Origin of the sequence: Dyadobacter sp. NIV53, from assembly GCF_019711195.1 — a bacterium.
Lineage (GTDB): Bacteria > Bacteroidota > Bacteroidia > Cytophagales > Spirosomataceae > Dyadobacter.
In genome coordinates this window covers 2922430-2939680 of sequence record NZ_CP081299.1, presented here as the reverse complement: position 1 = coordinate 2939680, position 17251 = coordinate 2922430, and the positions used below count along the sequence as shown (strand labels likewise).

At 36.7% G+C, this 17251-nt stretch carries 12 protein-coding genes and 2 pseudogenes; 4 read left to right on the top strand and 10 right to left on the bottom strand.

Annotation, left to right across the window (positions count from 1 at the left end; translation table 11 throughout):
- Nucleotides 1–343: 343 nt before the first annotated feature.
- The 9 genes and pseudogenes from KZC02_RS11805 to aspS all read right to left on the bottom strand — a co-directional run bounded on the left by KZC02_RS11805 (nucleotide 344) and on the right by aspS (nucleotide 9143).
- A complete protein-coding gene (locus tag KZC02_RS11805) occupies nucleotides 344–1291 on the bottom strand; it encodes a sugar transferase (protein ID WP_221394280.1) in 948 nt (315 codons plus the stop codon).
- Between the two features lie 276 nt (nucleotides 1292–1567).
- Complete coding sequence (locus KZC02_RS11800; RefSeq protein ID WP_221394279.1) at nucleotides 1568–2053, bottom strand: hypothetical protein; 486 nt, start codon at nucleotides 2051–2053, stop codon at nucleotides 1568–1570.
- A gap of 158 nt (nucleotides 2054–2211) precedes the next feature.
- Nucleotides 2212–3522, bottom strand: a complete 1311-nt coding sequence (locus KZC02_RS11795; protein ID WP_229254204.1) for a flippase — start codon at nucleotides 3520–3522, stop codon at nucleotides 2212–2214.
- Between the two features lie 505 nt (nucleotides 3523–4027).
- Nucleotides 4028–4549, bottom strand: a complete 522-nt coding sequence (locus KZC02_RS11790) for a hypothetical protein (protein ID WP_221394278.1) — start codon at nucleotides 4547–4549, stop codon at nucleotides 4028–4030.
- Nucleotides 4550–4813: 264 nt separating this feature from the next.
- The gene (locus KZC02_RS31745) at nucleotides 4814–6076 is read right to left on the bottom strand and encodes an SLBB domain-containing protein (protein ID WP_229254375.1); all 1263 of its coding nucleotides are present in this window, start codon (nucleotides 6074–6076) and stop codon (nucleotides 4814–4816) included.
- An 81-nt stretch (nucleotides 6077–6157) separates the two neighbouring features.
- Nucleotides 6158–6250: pseudogene (locus KZC02_RS31740) on the bottom strand (hypothetical protein); the annotation flags it as partial.
- Nucleotides 6251–6285: 35 nt separating this feature from the next.
- Nucleotides 6286–6537 (bottom strand): polysaccharide biosynthesis/export family protein, encoded by a 252-nt coding sequence (locus tag KZC02_RS31735; RefSeq protein WP_229254203.1) that lies wholly within the window; start codon nucleotides 6535–6537, stop codon nucleotides 6286–6288.
- A 38-nt stretch (nucleotides 6538–6575) separates the two neighbouring features.
- Nucleotides 6576–7211 (bottom strand): polysaccharide biosynthesis/export family protein, encoded by a 636-nt coding sequence (locus KZC02_RS31730; protein WP_229254201.1) that lies wholly within the window; start codon nucleotides 7209–7211, stop codon nucleotides 6576–6578.
- Between the two features lie 166 nt (nucleotides 7212–7377).
- A pseudogene (gene aspS, locus KZC02_RS11780) lies at nucleotides 7378–9143 on the bottom strand (aspartate--tRNA ligase).
- Between the two features lie 92 nt (nucleotides 9144–9235).
- Between aspS and KZC02_RS11775 the strand changes: the two are divergent.
- Nucleotides 9236–10156 carry a PE-PGRS family protein gene (locus KZC02_RS11775; protein WP_221394277.1) on the top strand — a complete coding sequence of 307 codons (921 nt, stop codon included), beginning with the start codon at nucleotides 9236–9238 and terminating at the stop codon, nucleotides 10154–10156.
- A 40-nt stretch (nucleotides 10157–10196) separates the two neighbouring features.
- On the opposite strand, the gene KZC02_RS11770 is transcribed toward KZC02_RS11775, so the two are convergent.
- Nucleotides 10197–12521, bottom strand: a complete 2325-nt coding sequence (locus KZC02_RS11770) for a response regulator (protein WP_221394276.1) — start codon at nucleotides 12519–12521, stop codon at nucleotides 10197–10199.
- A gap of 298 nt (nucleotides 12522–12819) precedes the next feature.
- Here KZC02_RS11770 and KZC02_RS11765 point away from each other — a divergent pair, with 298 nt between their 5' ends.
- The 3 genes from KZC02_RS11765 to KZC02_RS11755 all read left to right on the top strand — a co-directional run bounded on the left by KZC02_RS11765 (nucleotide 12820) and on the right by KZC02_RS11755 (nucleotide 17008).
- On the top strand, nucleotides 12820–14910 hold the full coding sequence (locus KZC02_RS11765) for a prolyl oligopeptidase family protein (RefSeq protein WP_221395022.1): 2091 nt from the start codon (nucleotides 12820–12822) through the stop codon (nucleotides 14908–14910).
- Between the two features lie 236 nt (nucleotides 14911–15146).
- Nucleotides 15147–15872 carry a hypothetical protein gene (locus tag KZC02_RS11760; protein ID WP_221394275.1) on the top strand — a complete coding sequence of 242 codons (726 nt, stop codon included), beginning with the start codon at nucleotides 15147–15149 and terminating at the stop codon, nucleotides 15870–15872.
- A 62-nt stretch (nucleotides 15873–15934) separates the two neighbouring features.
- Nucleotides 15935–17008: a T9SS type A sorting domain-containing protein gene (locus tag KZC02_RS11755; RefSeq protein ID WP_221394274.1), complete on the top strand. Its 1074-nt coding sequence runs from the start codon at nucleotides 15935–15937 to the stop codon at nucleotides 17006–17008.
- The last annotated feature ends 243 nt before the right edge of the window (nucleotides 17009–17251 follow it).

Sequence of the window (17251 nt, the reverse complement as noted above, 5' to 3'; positions counted from 1 at the left end):
ATACTTACATTAGTGACATTAAAATAATATCAATTAGCTAGTCCAGATTTAATATTTAGATAGTTATGAATATTATAATTTCTTTTGTATTTAAACAATGCTTTTTAGTATAGAGTTAAACTTATTAATAATAAGAATACTGCAAATGGATTTATAGTCTACACGAGTTTATCTTTAATACGTTGTGAGAATGTTGGTTTTTCAAGTTGAAACAGATTATAATCTGCATCCTATTATATGCAACTGAATGTGGCTCTGAAGCAAATATGAGTAAACTAACTTTTTTTTCACGGAGCATTATTGAATAGTTTCCTATGTTCAAACTAAGAGATAGTTTTTTTAATTAGCTAATTACAAACTGTATTTTATTAATAACTTTTCTCCATAACTTATCAAATAATCCTTGATATGCAGGATTGGTTTTGCGGTACAATTTTTGGAGTTGTATTATAGCAGGTTCATTAATTGAAATTCTTGTTGGATATGACGTTATAAAATAATCTTTGTCAAAAACATTAATTTCATAAGGGTTAGATCCTTTTGTATGGGTAGCACTCTTATCAAAACCTATATTTTTAACTAAACTGCTGTCTGGAAAAAGTGACACTCCATTATGGTTAAATACGGCCCACCACCAACGTATTGCCCAGGAATTAACATTATTGTTACCTTCCATTTGATTAAGCAACATTGTTGAATAGGGGTATGAATTGTTAAAATCGAATTTTCTTATTAACTCTTTATCTGTTTTTAATCTTTGATATCCTGTGGATAATGGGTCAAATTGGTTCCAGGCTCTTTTCCATGTACCCCAACCCCAGGAAGAAATCAGCGGAATAAAATATGAACTACCTGTCTGTGTTGAATCAATTGGGAATTGGTAACCTGAAACATGCATTACTTTTTCATTTGAAATAAATTTGTTTAAAGCTTGATTCATATATTCCAGGAAACCTTTTGACGTAATGAGATCATCTTCCAGAACGATTACCTTTCCATGTTGATTTACTTTCTCTGTTACCCCATCTATAATCGAATTTGCCAGGCCCTTATTAGTTTCAGACTCAATAATATGAACTTCCTTACACCATTGTGTTTTCTTTATTATTTCTCTAACTTCTTTTATATTAAGCAAATCTTCTTTGTTCCCTTCATCCTTTGCTCCATCTGCAAAAATATAAAGGATAGACTCGCTTGCTAAAGTATTTTCTGCTAATGCTTCTAAGGTTTGCCTGGTATGCGCTGGGCGGTTAAATACAAATAGAAGTATAGGAGCTAATTCATTGTTCATAAGGTTAGATTGTAAATTGAGTAATTATACAGGTTTCAATACGTGTATACGTTACCAAGTTTTCAAGCGTTGCGCTACTTTATAGGCTGGTAAGAAATTTGTAGTTTTCTGAGCATATCAATAAAGTGCTTTTTGCACCATGATATGTTTCTTCTACGAAAGAAATACCCTTATTTTTAAATACTTCCTTTAATTTTTTTACGGTTTCCTGTTCGCCGGTTCTTTCATAATCATCCATTATAATTATAAATTCGTCGGCTAAATTATTATTCTCAACTAAATCAACAATTTGGGATCTTGAAAAATGATCACTTCCCCAGGGCCGTCGACCAATATAAAATCAAACTTTTCACTATTTAGTTTTTGAAGAAGTCCCTCATAAACCTTTGTTTCAAACCCCTCTATGCTTTTGTATTCCAAGTTAAGTAGGATAGTGTTGGGAACCACGTTGTGAATCGTATTCGAGAAAAAATTTAACCAGTTTTGATCCTGTTCAATTATGGTAAGCTTAGACCCAACAGATGCCTCATGGTACTGATAGGATAACTTAGAGGTTTCACCAAGACCAAATTCTAAGATATTCCTGGGTTTGATGTCATTATAAACACGAAAAAGTATGTATAGAAATGGATAACCTGCTGCCCATCTGCCTGGATAAAGAGATTGTTTTTTGAACCAGGTAGAACCGCTGATAGCAGAATTGAAAATGATACTCCAGTTTGTTTCGTCCGTTTTTTTTTCTGATCTCTTCCAGCACTCCATAACTTCTTGCCTGGCCTATAACTATATTTTTGATAATCTTTAACATTGTGTGAGGTTTTAGTACAACTTTTAAATATTAACCGGTTTTAAATTCATATATAAGTTCAAATACCAAAAAAGTATAGAATCTATTTGCGTAGTAAGTAATCTGAAATGAATTATAAACTAAAATTAAAAAACATTGTAAGACTCCTTAGCTGCATTTTAAATAATATTCTTGTTTGTTGAAATAGTGCCATACTAAATACCGCGGCTACAAATTGAGAAATAGTAGTGGCAAATGCGGCTCCAAAAGCTCCATATCTTGGAATAAGGTATAAATTTAGCAATACATTAAAAATTAATCCCAATACCGTTCTGTATAAGCTGAATTTTTGTAAGTTTTCAATTATCAAATATTGGCTTGTTGCTACTCCTAAAAACATAGGAACCAGTGACCAGATATGAATAACCAGAATTCCGGAGGCCTGCATGTAGTCTGCTCCATATAAAACTTGAATTATTTGATCTGAAAACAGAGTTACCAGGATCGCTAATACTATGGAGATACGTGCCATCCAATTAATAAAGAACTGATTTTTTCTAATAAACAGCTCCTGACTTGTTTTTTTTGCATGGACCAATGAAGGCAGGTAGCTGCTTGATACAGCCATTGGTAAAAAAATAAAAATATCGGAAATCTTTATTGCAGAGCTAAACAGACCAAGCTCCTTTTCATTAACCATAGATCCGAGCATAACCTGGTCTATCCGCATATAAAGTATTACTGCCAAACTTGACAAAGTAAAAGGCCAGCCTGCTCGAAGTAACTTTTTAGCAAGTGAAATACTTACTGTCCACTGAAATATATTATTATTTTTTTGATAAAGAATTGTTAAAAAAATGTAGGATAAAAGCGCCTCAAAGCCCATTCCGGCCGCGAACCATACCAATGGTTTATTACTGACTAATAAATATACTCTCAAAAATGCTCCCAGTACATATGCTGTATTTTTAGAAACAACAGTAAGCTTGGACTGGAGTTTTGACTGAAAGTCTAAATCAATAAGATCCAGAGGAGTGATAAAAACATTAAGTGATAAGAATGCCAGCAACCAGTAATAATCTGCATTCAGATTAAGTAAGTAAAAATAAATGAGTATAGCTCCCAGCACAAATGGGATGATAAGTAACCTCATGAAAAACGAAGTACCCAATATTTCATTTTTCTTCGATGGATGTTCTAAGATTTCCTTTATCAAAAAGCCATCCATTCCCAGCTTGCCTACCGTTCCTGCAATCGTAATAAACGCTAATACATAGTTTAATTCGCCCCATTGAGACGGCCCTAAATATCTGGCAACCCAGATTCCTACTATTAGTCCTATAACAAGCTTAAGTACCTTGTCTAATGACAACCACAAAATGTTTGAAACCACTGGCGTGGCCAATTTAGATTTTATTTCTTTGAATTTGGTTGTTATTATCACTTCTTTAAAGACAAATTAATTAACGTATTTGAATAATCGAACTTGAATTTCAGAAAGATTCAAGTATGAATATACGTTTTAATGCTAAACTTAAGTATAACTGTATATTACAAATACTAATCGTTTAAAATTACCCAATACTGCAGAATTTTTAATTCCAGCTTACTTTGAATAAACTTTTCTGCCAAGCTTAATTCCAAAAGGAATAGAAAAAATAGGCCTTGTTATGTTTTTCTTGAATAAGAGAATATAAGCTAAACAAGTAACTCCTCCTAAGAATGCACAGATAAAAAAGAAACGAAAGCGTTTAGGACTACTTTTAACAAGAGGGACCTTAGCAGGCTCGAGAACCTTAAAAACTGGTTTTTCTTCTTTTACTTTAATTAACGCCTGCTCATAACGACGAATCAGATCATCATGCAGTGACTCTGCGAGAAGATAATCAGATTGTAAGCGTTGTTCTTCTATTCGGGCTACATTAAGAAAAGGATTACGATTTCTATCTCTATAAGCTTTGTAACGAGTACTCTGATTTTTTTAACCGCGCTTTGGCGGCCGAAACCTGATCTTTGAGCAAGACAACTTGCTGTAAAGCTTTAGCTGTTCTATACTCTTCAACATAATTTACAAGGTAATTTTTAGCGGCTTCAACTAAAATGGATGATACAAAAGGATCTTCGGTATCTGCGGATATAGTTACAACCCCAATTTTCTGATCTATTGTTGAATTTATCAATCCTATTGCTCCCTTAATATTCCCCGTTTCTGTTGCTGAAAGTGATAGAATTTCCGGATTAGAGAGCTTTACGGGTTTACCTGTCTTTTTTGATTTCCTCCTTGAAAACAATTTAGAAAAAAAACTTTGAGTCGTATCCCGCTGTAAAAATAGTTTAAGCGATTTGTAAGAATGATTATCCTGATCAATAACCGGCTGCTCTAACAAAAATATCCCAAAATTCGAACTTTGCAATATTACCGGGTAAAGATCAGGAAGTAATTTTTCAGCTCCTTCTGAGTTTATCCCCATTGAGAGTAAAGAATAAGAACTTTTTTTGCTCCTCCATACTCAGGTAACAAAGTTATACTGGATTCATACCTTTTGGTTAAAGTATAACTATATGCAAATCCAAAAATTCCGCAAATAAAGGCAATAACAATTAGTGAGAATAAATGTTTTAGAAAAAAGATACTATATCTTCAAAGCGAAGATCAAGAACCGAGCTTGACTTTGAAGGTATTTCAACTTGACGATCAGACATATTGTTTTCTGTATAATTCATTGGTAGCACTACTAATTTTTGTTACTTATACTAATAACTGCAATAGTTAGCGTGCTTGCTATGGAGGCAAGGAAAGAAAATAAAGCTATACGTTCGCCGGGAGTTCTTTCACGATCCTGGCGCATTGCTTTAATAGGAACAGTTACTATTGAACCAGGCTCAACTTTGGGATAGGACCGAAAAAATAAAAATTTCTTTGATCTGTGTGTCCTTCCGTTTGGATAAGAAACGTAAACTCTGCTTTTCCAGCCTAGTTCAGTATATCCCCCGGCCTGGGAAATATAGTCCTTGTAAGAGAACTGATCATCATAATTCATTATTGATGGGTTTTGTACACCACCTTGTATACGAACAGTTTCAGATTCTTTCGGAATATAAAGGGTGTCTCCATCTGCAAGTAAAATATTAGAAGCCAATGAAGGCGTTTCGAGAATCGCATTCAGGTCTAGAGCTATTAATTCCTGATCCCGATAAAAGCGAGCACCTTTAATGTAAGCGCCAGGCTTAATACCACCAGATTTTGGGAAAAGATCTGATATACGTTCAAAGTTTGAATTAATAGTATAATTACCCGGATATTTAATTTCGCCAAGAATTGTCACTGTTTTCTGAACTTCATAGCGTGGTGACTTTCTGACAATTATTATATCGTAAGGAGAAAGTTTAAATTTTTGATCTGTTGGGTTAATAACCAAATTATCAGACACATCAATTGTGAAAACCCGAACATTCTGCGCACTAGGTAAATCTAACGTATCGTTTTTTATTCTACGGGAAACCTCTATCCTATAAGGAATACCTCCTTCGGTGTACCCGCCTGACTGAAATATTAAATCTGCTATTGTTATATCTTTATAGTAGTAATAATTTCCTGGATTAATTACGGAACCTGTAATTGACAAAAAAGTAAATTCTTTTAATTCTTCAATAGACTTAATTGTTAAAATGTCTCCTGGAAGTAATGGAATATCTCCAATTTCTCCATTTACTAATTTTCTCAGATCAATAGATACAATTCCAGTTTGAGTATCTCCACTTGATCTTTCAAGAAGTGCTCTGTTCAAAAATGCTCTTGGGCTTAATCCTTGGGCAATAGTTATCAGTTTTAAAACTGTATTTGATCTGTCTTCAAGAGCATAAACACCAGGTATAGTTACTGCTCCTCTTACTTCAATCTGATTACTAACCACATCCATTATTTTTTTAACGGTAATTACATCACCATTAAAAGGTATTAAGGTCGCTAATTGTGTTGAATCGGCACTTCCGATCATATAGCTCGTTCCGGTATTACGCTGATATGTAATCAGGGATGTATACGCATCTGGTGTATAACCTCCTGCGTATCTTATAATATCCAGGATTTTTTCACCTGATTTTGCCTCAAAAATTCCTGATCTTTTAACTTCTCCTTTTAATTCAATCCTGGTTTCATATGGGCGTATCAAAATAATATCCTGATCCTGTAAAGCTATATTGTCATTTAAATCGGCATCAACAAGAAAACGATATAAATCGATTTTTTTATGATTTTGTTATTCCTTATTACTTCTATATTCCGGAAAGAACCATTCCTGCTAGGTCCGCCGGATAATGATAGCGCATTAAAAGCAGTAGCCAGGGATGAAACAGTGTAGGTTCCAGGATTAATTGCTTCACCGGTAATCATAATCCTTATGCTTCTTACATTGCCAAGAGTGATGGAAGAATAAGTTCCGGAACCAGGACGGTTCAATGTAGAATATGCCTGTCTGAGTCTGTTAACAATTCGTTCTATAAGCTTGTTCTATCGTTAAACCATTCACATAAACGGGTGCAAGGTTTAACATTTTCACTTGTGCCTTCCGGGCTGATTTTCATTCTGAAGTTATCCACGGAATTTCCGTAAATATCCACAACAAGTTCATCTTCTGGTCCCAATATATAATTTCTGGGAGTTGCAATTCTTAAATTCGGCTCAAAAGTGTTGGTTGAAGTTGCGAAAAAGGCCGATCCGAAAGTACGATTTAACCTTCTTAAATATGCTCTTCTCAAACCGGTTGAATCCCTCTGATTATTGGCTTCTTCGTCTAATTCATCTTGATCTCTTGTTTCATCCAATTCATCACGATTAGGATCTTTAACTTCTTTTTCCCCTGGTTGTATACGCTTGCGCATGGTAGAAATCTGATCAAGAGTATATCCGCGTTGTAGTGCGGCTTTCTCAATGTCCAGGTCTGACATGCCAGCCGATTTAGCTTGATTATAAAATTCGACAGCCTGAGAACCTGAAGCAGGGCTAGATTGGCCGGGAGTTTGTTGGGGAAGAGACGGTATCTGGTTCTGACCAATAGCAATCGTGTTTACCAGGAGGATAAAAAAGAATGTTATTCTAAGGCCAGGCAAGTTCCTATATGATAAATAATGCATGTAAGGTATTAGTAGTATATTAATTACAATTTTATGAGAGCAGGAAGGATCGAAAAATTATTCTTAACAAATCACTTTATTATAAGCAAGTTGCAAAACTACGAAATGTAAAATAACTTTGATAACAATCTTAAAAAATTGTCATTTTTTAAGATTGTTAATTTTTTTAATCGTTCATTTTCACAGCAATCGACAGCTCATTTAACTGAACACCGGAAATTGTAGACGGGGAATCTATCATTACGTCACGTCCTGAATTGTTTTTTGGGAAAGCAATGAAATCACGGATCGAATCTACACCTCCAAATAAGGAGCAAAGTCTGTCAAATCCAAATGCAATTCCTGCGTGGGGGGAGCTCCAAATTCGAACGCGTTCATCAGGAAGCCAAACTGTTCCTGAGCTTCTTCCGGAGAAAATCCTAATATCCCAAACATTTGCTGCTGAAGGTCACGTTCAAAAATACGTACTGATCCTCCGCCAACTTCAACACCATTGATAACCATATCGTATGCATTAGCCCTTACTTTGCCTAAATCGCTGGCTAATAATTCAATATCTTCCGGTTTTGGGCTTGTAAAAGGATGATGCATGGCAAACCAGCGGTTCTCTGCTTCTCCGTATTCCAATAGCGGGAAATCCAGAACCCATAACACGCGGTAATTAGCTGGATCGCGGAAACCCAGACGAGTTCCCATTTCCAGGCGGACTTCATTTAATTGTTTACGCGCTTTGTCAGCATTACCGGACATAATAAGGAGCAAATCCCCCGGCTTAGCATCCAATATTTCGACCCATTTTTTTAGGTCTTCTTCGGAATAAAATTTATCAACAGACGATTTAATAGTTCCATCTGTGTTATAACGGACATAAATTAGTCCTTTTGCACCAATCTGCGGACGTTTAACCCAGTCCGTCAGCTCGTCCATTTGTTTGCGTGTATAAACCGCACAGCCTGGTGCGCAAATACCAACGACCAGTTCCGCATCATCAAATACACCAAACCCTTTTCCGGAGGTGAAATCCTGGCTTTCTCCTTTAAGTTCGGCAAATTTCATTTCGAAACGTATATCCGGCTTATCGGAACCGTATAAACGCATAGCATCAGCATATGTCATACGCGGAACTTCCGGTAATTCTATACCCTTAACCTTACTGAATAAATTGCGGATCAGCCCTTCAAATGTGTTTAGGATATCTTCCTGCGTTACAAAAGACATTTCGCAATCTATTTGTGTAAATTCAGGCTGACGGTCTGCTCTCAAATCTTCATCCCGGAAACATTTTACAATTTGATAATAGCGGTCAAATCCGGCTACCATTAATAATTGTTTGAATGTTTGGGGAGATTGCGGTAAAGCATAAAATTCACCCGGATTCATACGGCTGGGAACCACAAAATCGCGTGCTCCTTCGGGAGTGGATTTAATCAGAACCGGTGTCTCTACTTCTATAAAATCAAGTTCGTCCAGATAAGCACGTGTGTGACGCGCAACCTGATGACGTAATTGTAAGTTTTTGCGCACTACATTTCTGCGAAGATCCAGGTAGCGGTATTTCATGCGGATATCATCACCTCCGTCTGTTTCGTCTTCAATCAGGAATGGCGGTAACTTGGCCGGATTCAAAATGGAGAGTTCGGAAACCCTTATTTCAATAGAACCAGTTGCTATTTTATCATTTTTAGAAAGTCGTTCAATTACTTCTCCCTTGGCACAAATTACAAATTCCCGACCCATTGAGCGTGCCATTGCCAACACATCTGCCGGAGTTTTACCTTCTTCAAAAAGAAGCTGGGTTAAGCCGTAACGGTCACGTAAATCCAACCATATCATTCCACCTTTGTCACGAATACGCTGAACCCATCCGCACAATACAACGTCCTGATTTACATGCTCTAAGCTTAACTCACCACAGGTATGTGTACGTAACATATAATTATTTTAATACTGATAAAAAGAAACTGCCTGATAATAAATGGCGCAAAAGTACGTAATTTTAGCAAATCTAACATGAAGTGTTTCTTATGATTATAAATAAAACCGGTATTGCACAAGTAAGATTTTCCCTGTTCCTGTTAATATCTTGTTTTATATCGGCTTGTAGTGACCCTGATCCGAAACCTGCTTCCGGGAGATCAGATCAGTTTGAGGTTACACCGGAAAAATTTGCAATTCAACCCGGCATAATAGATGAGGCTTCCGGATTATTAGAAAGTGCCAATTTAAATGGTTATTTATGGACAATGCAGGATTCCGGCCAGCCAAATTCATTATACCTGATAAGTAAAGATGGTAAGAATATAAAAGAATTTAACATTCCCGGCTCCCGGAACCACGACTGGGAAGATATTGCAAGCGGGCCTGGCCCTGCTTCGGGAGTTAATTATTTATATATCGGTGAAATTGGAAATAACAATCCGCCTATGACCGAAACGAATGTTATTTACCGGATACCTGAGATCGGTGATATTAACGGCTCTTTCACAGCTGACCGGCTCGAAAAGATAACATACCGATATCCTGATGGTCCGCGTGACGCTGAAACCTTATTATTGGATCCTGATACCAGGGACATATTTATCATTTCAAAAGAATCGGATCAAACCGGGATTTATCGTTTGGCTTATCCTCAGTCTACTTCTGAAACTATTACGGCTGAAAAAATGGGCACCATTCCATCTATTGTTACTGTCACAAGCGGAAATATTGCTGTTGATGGAAAAGAAGTTGTTCTCCGTACATATATCAGCGTATTTTACTGGACCAGAAAAGAGGGTGAAACTGTAAGTCAAACATTGTCTAAAAGTGCTAATAAACAACTAACAGTAGCCTTGGAACCTCAGGGTGAAGGGATTTGTTTTGACCGGCAACTTCATGGGTTTTATACAATCAGCGAAAAGGGGAATGCTTCGAGTGTAACATTAAATTATTATAAGAGAAAATAATGGGTTGAGTACAGAGTTAATAAACTGTCTCATTAATGCTTCATTGTACCGACGGTGCAGCGAAAACGTGATTGGAAATGGTTTGAAGCAGGTTATCAGGAATAAAAGGTTTGAATATAATTGCATTGATACCTATTCCATAAATATCCTTCTCAACATCCAGCGCAACACTGGCTGTAAGCGCAATAATTGGTACTGTTTCGCCACGGCTTCTTAATACTTTGGTAGCCTCATAACCATCCATTACAGGCATGTGCAAGTCCATTAAAATAATCTGGTGTTTGGATGGATCCAGTTTATTAACGGCCTCCTCTCCATTTTCCGCAACTTCCGATTCGGCTCCCCATCGCCGTAAAAACTTTTTGAGAACCAATACATTCATTGGATTATCTTCAACAATTAAAATTTGGACTCCGGATAAAGGAAGATTTAACGTTTGGGGTAATTTTAGTTCTTCCTGGATAATTTGAAATGTTTGAGTAAAATAAAAAACGGAGCCTTTATTTTCTTCACTTTTTAGTAAAAGCTCTATTCCCTGCACTTCAAGGATCCGTTTGCTGATAGCTAAGCCCAAGCCAGTTCCGCTAAATCCACGTGAAAAGGAAGAATCAGCCTGGGTAAAGCGCTCAAAAATCATTTTTTGTTTATCGGCAGGGATTCCAATGCCCGTATCTTCAACTGAAATTTTTAACGTTATCTCTTTTTCATTTCTTGATTCCTCGTTGATCGCTAATCTGATAAATCCGGATGCAGTAAATTTGCAGGCATTATGTACAAGATTGTCAATAATTTGGGTGGTTCTTGCACTGTCTCCTGATAATTTTGAAGGAAGGGTTTTATCTAAATCTAGTATAAAATTAATGCCCGGGTTAGAAGTTGTTGCTTTGTAACCTAAAAGGATATTTCGTGCGATCATCGATATATCCATTGGGCCGATTGTGAAAACAATCTTTCCTTCTTCAATGGTGCTGAAATCTAAAACATCGTTGACAATCGTAAGCAAATTGTTTGCTGAAAACAGCATAACGTCCAGATTTTGTCGCTGATCCGGCCGCGGTGTTTCTTTCATCATCAGGTGCGTCATGCCAATGACCGAATTCAGTGGTGTTCTAATTTCATGGCTCATTGTACTGAGAAATTCACTTTTGACCTTCAGCCCAATTTCAGCCTCCTCTTTGGCTTTTTTTAGGGTCGTTGCAAATTTGAATGATAGAATCAAGGACTGACAAAAGAAAAAACCCAGGTAACCAAAAAATAAAATTTCTTTGTCAGGTGTAGTAATGTGATAATATTCGAGCGTATCGGAAATGATAATAATGAAAATTGCTGCTGTACTGAGCAATGCATACTTGGAACCAATTCTCTTGTTTCTTACGGCAATCCAGTATATGTAAGTCGCAAAAACAACGTAAACCAGCACGATTATAATAAAATAATTAATCAGCCTGGTAAATAAAACAGGTGGGGAAATAATCGTAATGGTTATAAACCCAAAACAGATTCCTGTCATAATACTCATGATTTTTTGAGGCGCATCTTCCGGATACAGTGATCTGGTATATAAAGCGAACATGGCCACAGCCAGGTACAATGACAGATATTCGCAGTGCAAAGTGAAATTCCAGCTTAAATAAGGAAAGACATCGTGAAGTGAATATTGTCCCGCTCCTCCAATCCGGTAACTGTAACACAAGCAAAAGAGCGCAAAATACAAAATGGATTTGTCGTGCCTGCCAAAAAGGTACAATCCGAGAAAGAAAAGACCGCCCATAAAAATAGAACCCGTCAGGAAATAATCCGAAGCATGATCGATATCACTTTCCCTTTTAAGATTACTAAAAAGGCCTATTTCTATATTTCTGTTTACCCCACCTTTATAATGATGAAAATTAGCTATCTGTAAAAGCAAATTTAGCGTATCGCTGGTTTCCAGAAGTGGAATTACCTGGGTAGACCAGTATGGAATTGTTGTTTCTTTGGTTTCGCCGGGCTTTCCGTTTGTGGCAAAAAGTTTATTGTTCACATACAAATTGTATGAAGAGTATGCGTCCGGGATTTTAAGCGCCAAATGTTCTTTTACTTTAGGAAGCAGAATCTTTACTTCATAACTGGCAATGCCTTGCGACGGAATTTTCTTGTTTTTCCATACTGTATCCTTCCAAAGTCGTGGTAATTCTGCATATTCAAAGTATTCGATATTTTCAGAAGGTTCCTTTAAGGTATTCCAAAAAAACTTCCATTGCCCTTTAACCGGAATGTCGGCGGTATAAAAATTTGTGTTTCTCAAATCCAGAACTCCCAGCCGTGCCTCAGGCAATGATAACGACGATTTATTTTCCTGACAAAACGCCAAAGGAGCGGTCATTTGAAAGGTACATAATAATACCAAAATCAGGAATTGTCGATTCCAATTCATTTATCAGGATTGAAATAAGTTTAAGCCAGAAAGTCTTATAAAATCATCTGGTTTTAATTTACAAATAAAGGATTTTTGTAGCATTAGTTATATAAAAGTACTATTTCTAATATAAAGATTATTCTATACTTTTTTACTTTCATAAAAGTCAGATTATTAATTCGCTATAATTGATGATTGAATTGCCGCATGTATCAAATAATCTATACCTTGATTCACATTTTACATGAATTTTAAATTTGCAGGAATGACAGCAATTATTGCCGCTCTGACGGATACCAACGGATTTACACAAAATTTGCATTACCCGGTAACTAATAAGATCGAACACCTTGATGAATACCATGGCACAAAAATAAGCGATCCGTATCACTGGCTGGAAGACGACAGGTCGCCTGAAACAGAAGCCTGGGTGAAAGCTCAGAATGAAGTTACTTTTGATTATCTGAATAGAATTCCTTTTAAAGGGAAAATATTCACTGATCTGGAAAAAGCATATAACTATCCCAAATATTCTGCACCAGGCAAAAAGGGAGATTATTTTTATTTTTACAAAAATGATGGTTTACAGAATCAGTCAGTACTATACCGTCAGAAAGGATTAGACGGAAGTCCGGAAGTTGTACTTGATCCTAACAAACTTTCTACTGATGGAACTACCAGGCTTACCGTATTTAGTCTCTCCAAAGACGGGATGCACGCTGTTTGCGGTTTTTCCCAGGGCGGCTCCGACTGGCAGGAATATCAGGTAATGGATATGAGGACACTGGAAATGTTGTCGGATAAGGTAGAATGGGTTAAAGTTTCCGGTGCTGCCTGGCAGAACGATGGATTTTATTACAGCAGTTATCCAAAACCTGAGGGAAGTGCATTGGTCGCTAAAAACGAGAATCACCAGGTATATTATCATAAAGTAGGAACTTCGCAGAAAGACGACAAGCTGGTTTATGAAGACCCGGCTAACCCGCAAAGATTTCATACGGTAAGTACCACAGAAGATGAGCAGTTTGCAACGCTCTATGTAAGTGACCGGGGTAAAGGTAAAGATGGGAACGGTTTGTGGGTTTTAAAAAAGGGGGAATCAAAATTTCTCGCAGTCAAAGAGGAGATTACAGATTTTAGTTATTCGCTTATTGAAAACGTTGATAATGGATTCCTGATAGAAACCAATGAGAACGCACCGAATAGCAAGGTTTTATTTTATGATTTAAAAAGTAAACAATGGAGTTCTGTAATTGCTGAAAAATCTGAACCATTGCAGGGGGTCGGAACAGCTGGTGGAAAACTGTTTGTATCCTATTCAAAAGACGTTACAACCAGGGTTTATGTTTATGATTTAAAAGGCAAACCGGAAAATGAAGTATTGCTGCCCGGACTGGGAACCGCCGGTGGATTTGGGGGTGAAAAGGAGGATAAATTTGTTTTTTATACCTACACTTCTTTTAATTATCCACCTACCATTTTCAGGTATGACATTTCCACCAAGCAAAGTAATATTTTTCGTGAGCCGGAAGTTTCTTTCAAACCAGAGGATTATGAAACCAGGCAGGTTTTTTATCCAAGCAAAGACGGGAGAAAAATTCCGGCATTCATTACCTATAAAATAGGTTTGAAGCTCGATGGATCCAATCCAACGATTCTATACGGATATGGCGGATTCAACATCAGCCTTACTCCTGCGTTTAGTCCTACACGCATTCCTTTTTTGGATCAGGGTGGTATTTATGTACAAGCAAATCTTAGAGGTGGTAGTGAATATGGCGAGACATGGCACGAGCAGGGAATGAAACTGAAAAAGCAAAATGTATTTGATGACTTTATTGCCGCTGCTGAATTTCTGATCGAAGAAAAATATACATCTACAGACAAGCTGGCGATTCAGGGAGGGTCAAACGGAGGACTACTTGTAGGAACTGTAATGAACCAGCGACCCGAACTTTTCAAAGTGGCACTTCCGGCAGTTGGTGTGATGGATATGCTGCGTTTTCACAAATTTACCATTGGCTGGAACTGGATAGCAGATTATGGCAGCAGTGATAATGCGGACGAATTTAAAATGCTTCTGGGTTATTCTCCATTGCACAATATTAAGGATGGTGGAAAGTATCCTGCAACCATGGTTACCACCGCAGATCATGATGACAGGGTAGTACCAGCCCATTCTTTCAAATATGCAGCTGAACTTCAGGCAAAAGCCGGCGCATCTTCTACTAATCCGTTGCTTATCCGGATTGATACAAATTCAGGACATGGTGCAAGCAATACCAAAAAAGCGCTCGAAACCCAAGCAGATATCTATGCTTTTTTGTTTTCAAATATGGGCTTGGTTTGGAAGTGATTTCGATTTTTAATTATTGAAATTTCTTGATTCTTAGCCTGATTATTATAATATTGTTGCCATTCTTATAAAGTCACTGATGGTTGTTTATAAAGCAATCCAACACCCATCAGTGATTATTGCTTCTCAAACGTTATCAAATTCTTCCTTTTAAGACATGCAAGAGCAACTTTGTTCAGGTCATTCTCTGTGCCTTTTATATCGGTTGAAAACTAAATCACAACTAATCTAAAACCATGAAACACTGTTTACTCACATTATTTTTATTCTGTTCACTAAATACTCTTGCACAAGGTTCGTTGGAAGGTGATCGGCTGGCACTGGTTGCATTATATAATTCTGCTGGGGGTAGCGGCTGGTACAATAATACTGGATGGATTATTCCGGGATCGCCGGGAGACAATCCCTGTGGATGGTATGGTATAACATGTAGGGGAGGAAGAATAACGGAAGTTAATTTACCTGATGTTGATATGATTGGATTTATTCCGGCTCAAATTGGTAATCTAACTGAGTTAACTTATCTTAATTTCTCGGGTTATGGAACGACAGAATTTTCTCAAGGATTATCGGGAAGTCTTCCTGTAGAATTATTTTCATTAACAAAGATTGAATATCTTAATTTATGGGGCCATTTTTTTAATGAAACAAATGTAGAACTACTCGGATCGTTAACAAAGTTAAGGTATTTGGGTATAACACCTTTTTGGAATATTCCATCAAGTATCGGTAATTTAGTAAATCTGGAAAATTTAGATTTCAGTAATGGTGATGCTTTTGCAGGCTCTGGATCAATTACTATACCAGCTTCGATAGGAAATTTAAAAAAGTTAAAAACACTTAACATGAAGGCTGCTGGAATTTCGGGAGATATACCAACGGAAATAGGAGATTTGGCTAATCTGGAATTGTTGGATCTTACCCGGAATTTCTCATTGACAGGGAATTACCTGCTCAACTAGGCAACTTAAATCAGTTAAAGTCTCTTGCCATATCAAATACTCAAATCTCTGGACCGATCCCAGTGGAAATTGGTAACCTAACAAATCTTAACAAACTAAACTTAGAACAAAATCAGCTTAGTGGGTATATTCCAATAGAGTTGGGAAAATTGTTAAATATGGAGGAGTTAAGTTTAGGCTCGAATTCGCTGATTGGAAGTATCCCGATTGAATTACGTAATCTCACGAAATTAAAATACGGATATTTGAATTTTAATTTTCTAAGTGGTACAATTCCCGATCTGACCGGATTGCCCAATAGGTCTTTAAGTATAGGTTCAAATAGATTTACCTTTAATGGAATTGAGAATAACGTAAGTCGTTTAAGCTTTTATAATTGGCAGGCCAACATTAATATATCTGCTTCTTTTACTCCTGAATTATCGACAGCAGATGTAATTCTCTCTATAGATGCAGGTGGTACGCTTGGGAACAACACATATTATTGGTATAAAGATGGCTCGATAGTGGCAATAAACAATGGTGACAATAAATTTATTACAACTGGCTTTGGACTTTACGGAGTAAGAGTAAGTAATAGTCAAGCAACGGGATTGACGTTAATTGCTAATAACTATAACTTTACTTCCCTTCCTGTAAGGCTTGTCTCTTTCCTAGCCAGGAACCAAAATGGGTTAAACATCCTCACCTGGCAAACCTCGTCCGAAACCAACAACTCCGGTTTTGATATCGAAAAAAGTGCTGATGCAAAAACTTTTGAAAAAATAGGTTTTGTAGATGGCAGTGGAGATTCCAGGGAAAACAGAATATATCATTTTACTGATTTGGCTCCTTTTACAACTACCTACTATCGTCTCAAACAAATGGATTATGATGGGAAGTTTGAGTATTCAAGAATTATTTCTGTAAAGAATGATTATGCAGGTATCAGTATCTATCCTAATCCGGCGGGAAATCAGTTTTTTGTAAAAGATTTAGAGAAGACAGAAAAAGCAGTAATACGCAATAACACCGGTCAGGTCGTACTGGAACAGAATATATTTCCGGGTCAGTCTGTAAATAGCAATAATTTAATTAACGGTATGTATACAACTACCGTAGGGGGAGCAATAAAAAAAATCGTCATTCAGAAATAATGTAATAAGAGTAAAAAAATCAATTATAAAGCCTGGATGGAAATTTCTGTTCAGGCTATTTTATTTAATAAAATACTTTATTAACTCATATTTATTCTTCAATTATTTCAACATGCAGGATACCACAGGACGGTACCAATGGGTAAGTTTTCTAATCTTGTGTCCGGTTAGCAGAGTAGTATTTGTTTCATTTAGTGCTTTCTGGATTATGGTCAGATACTTCAAAAATTGATAATTAAATCT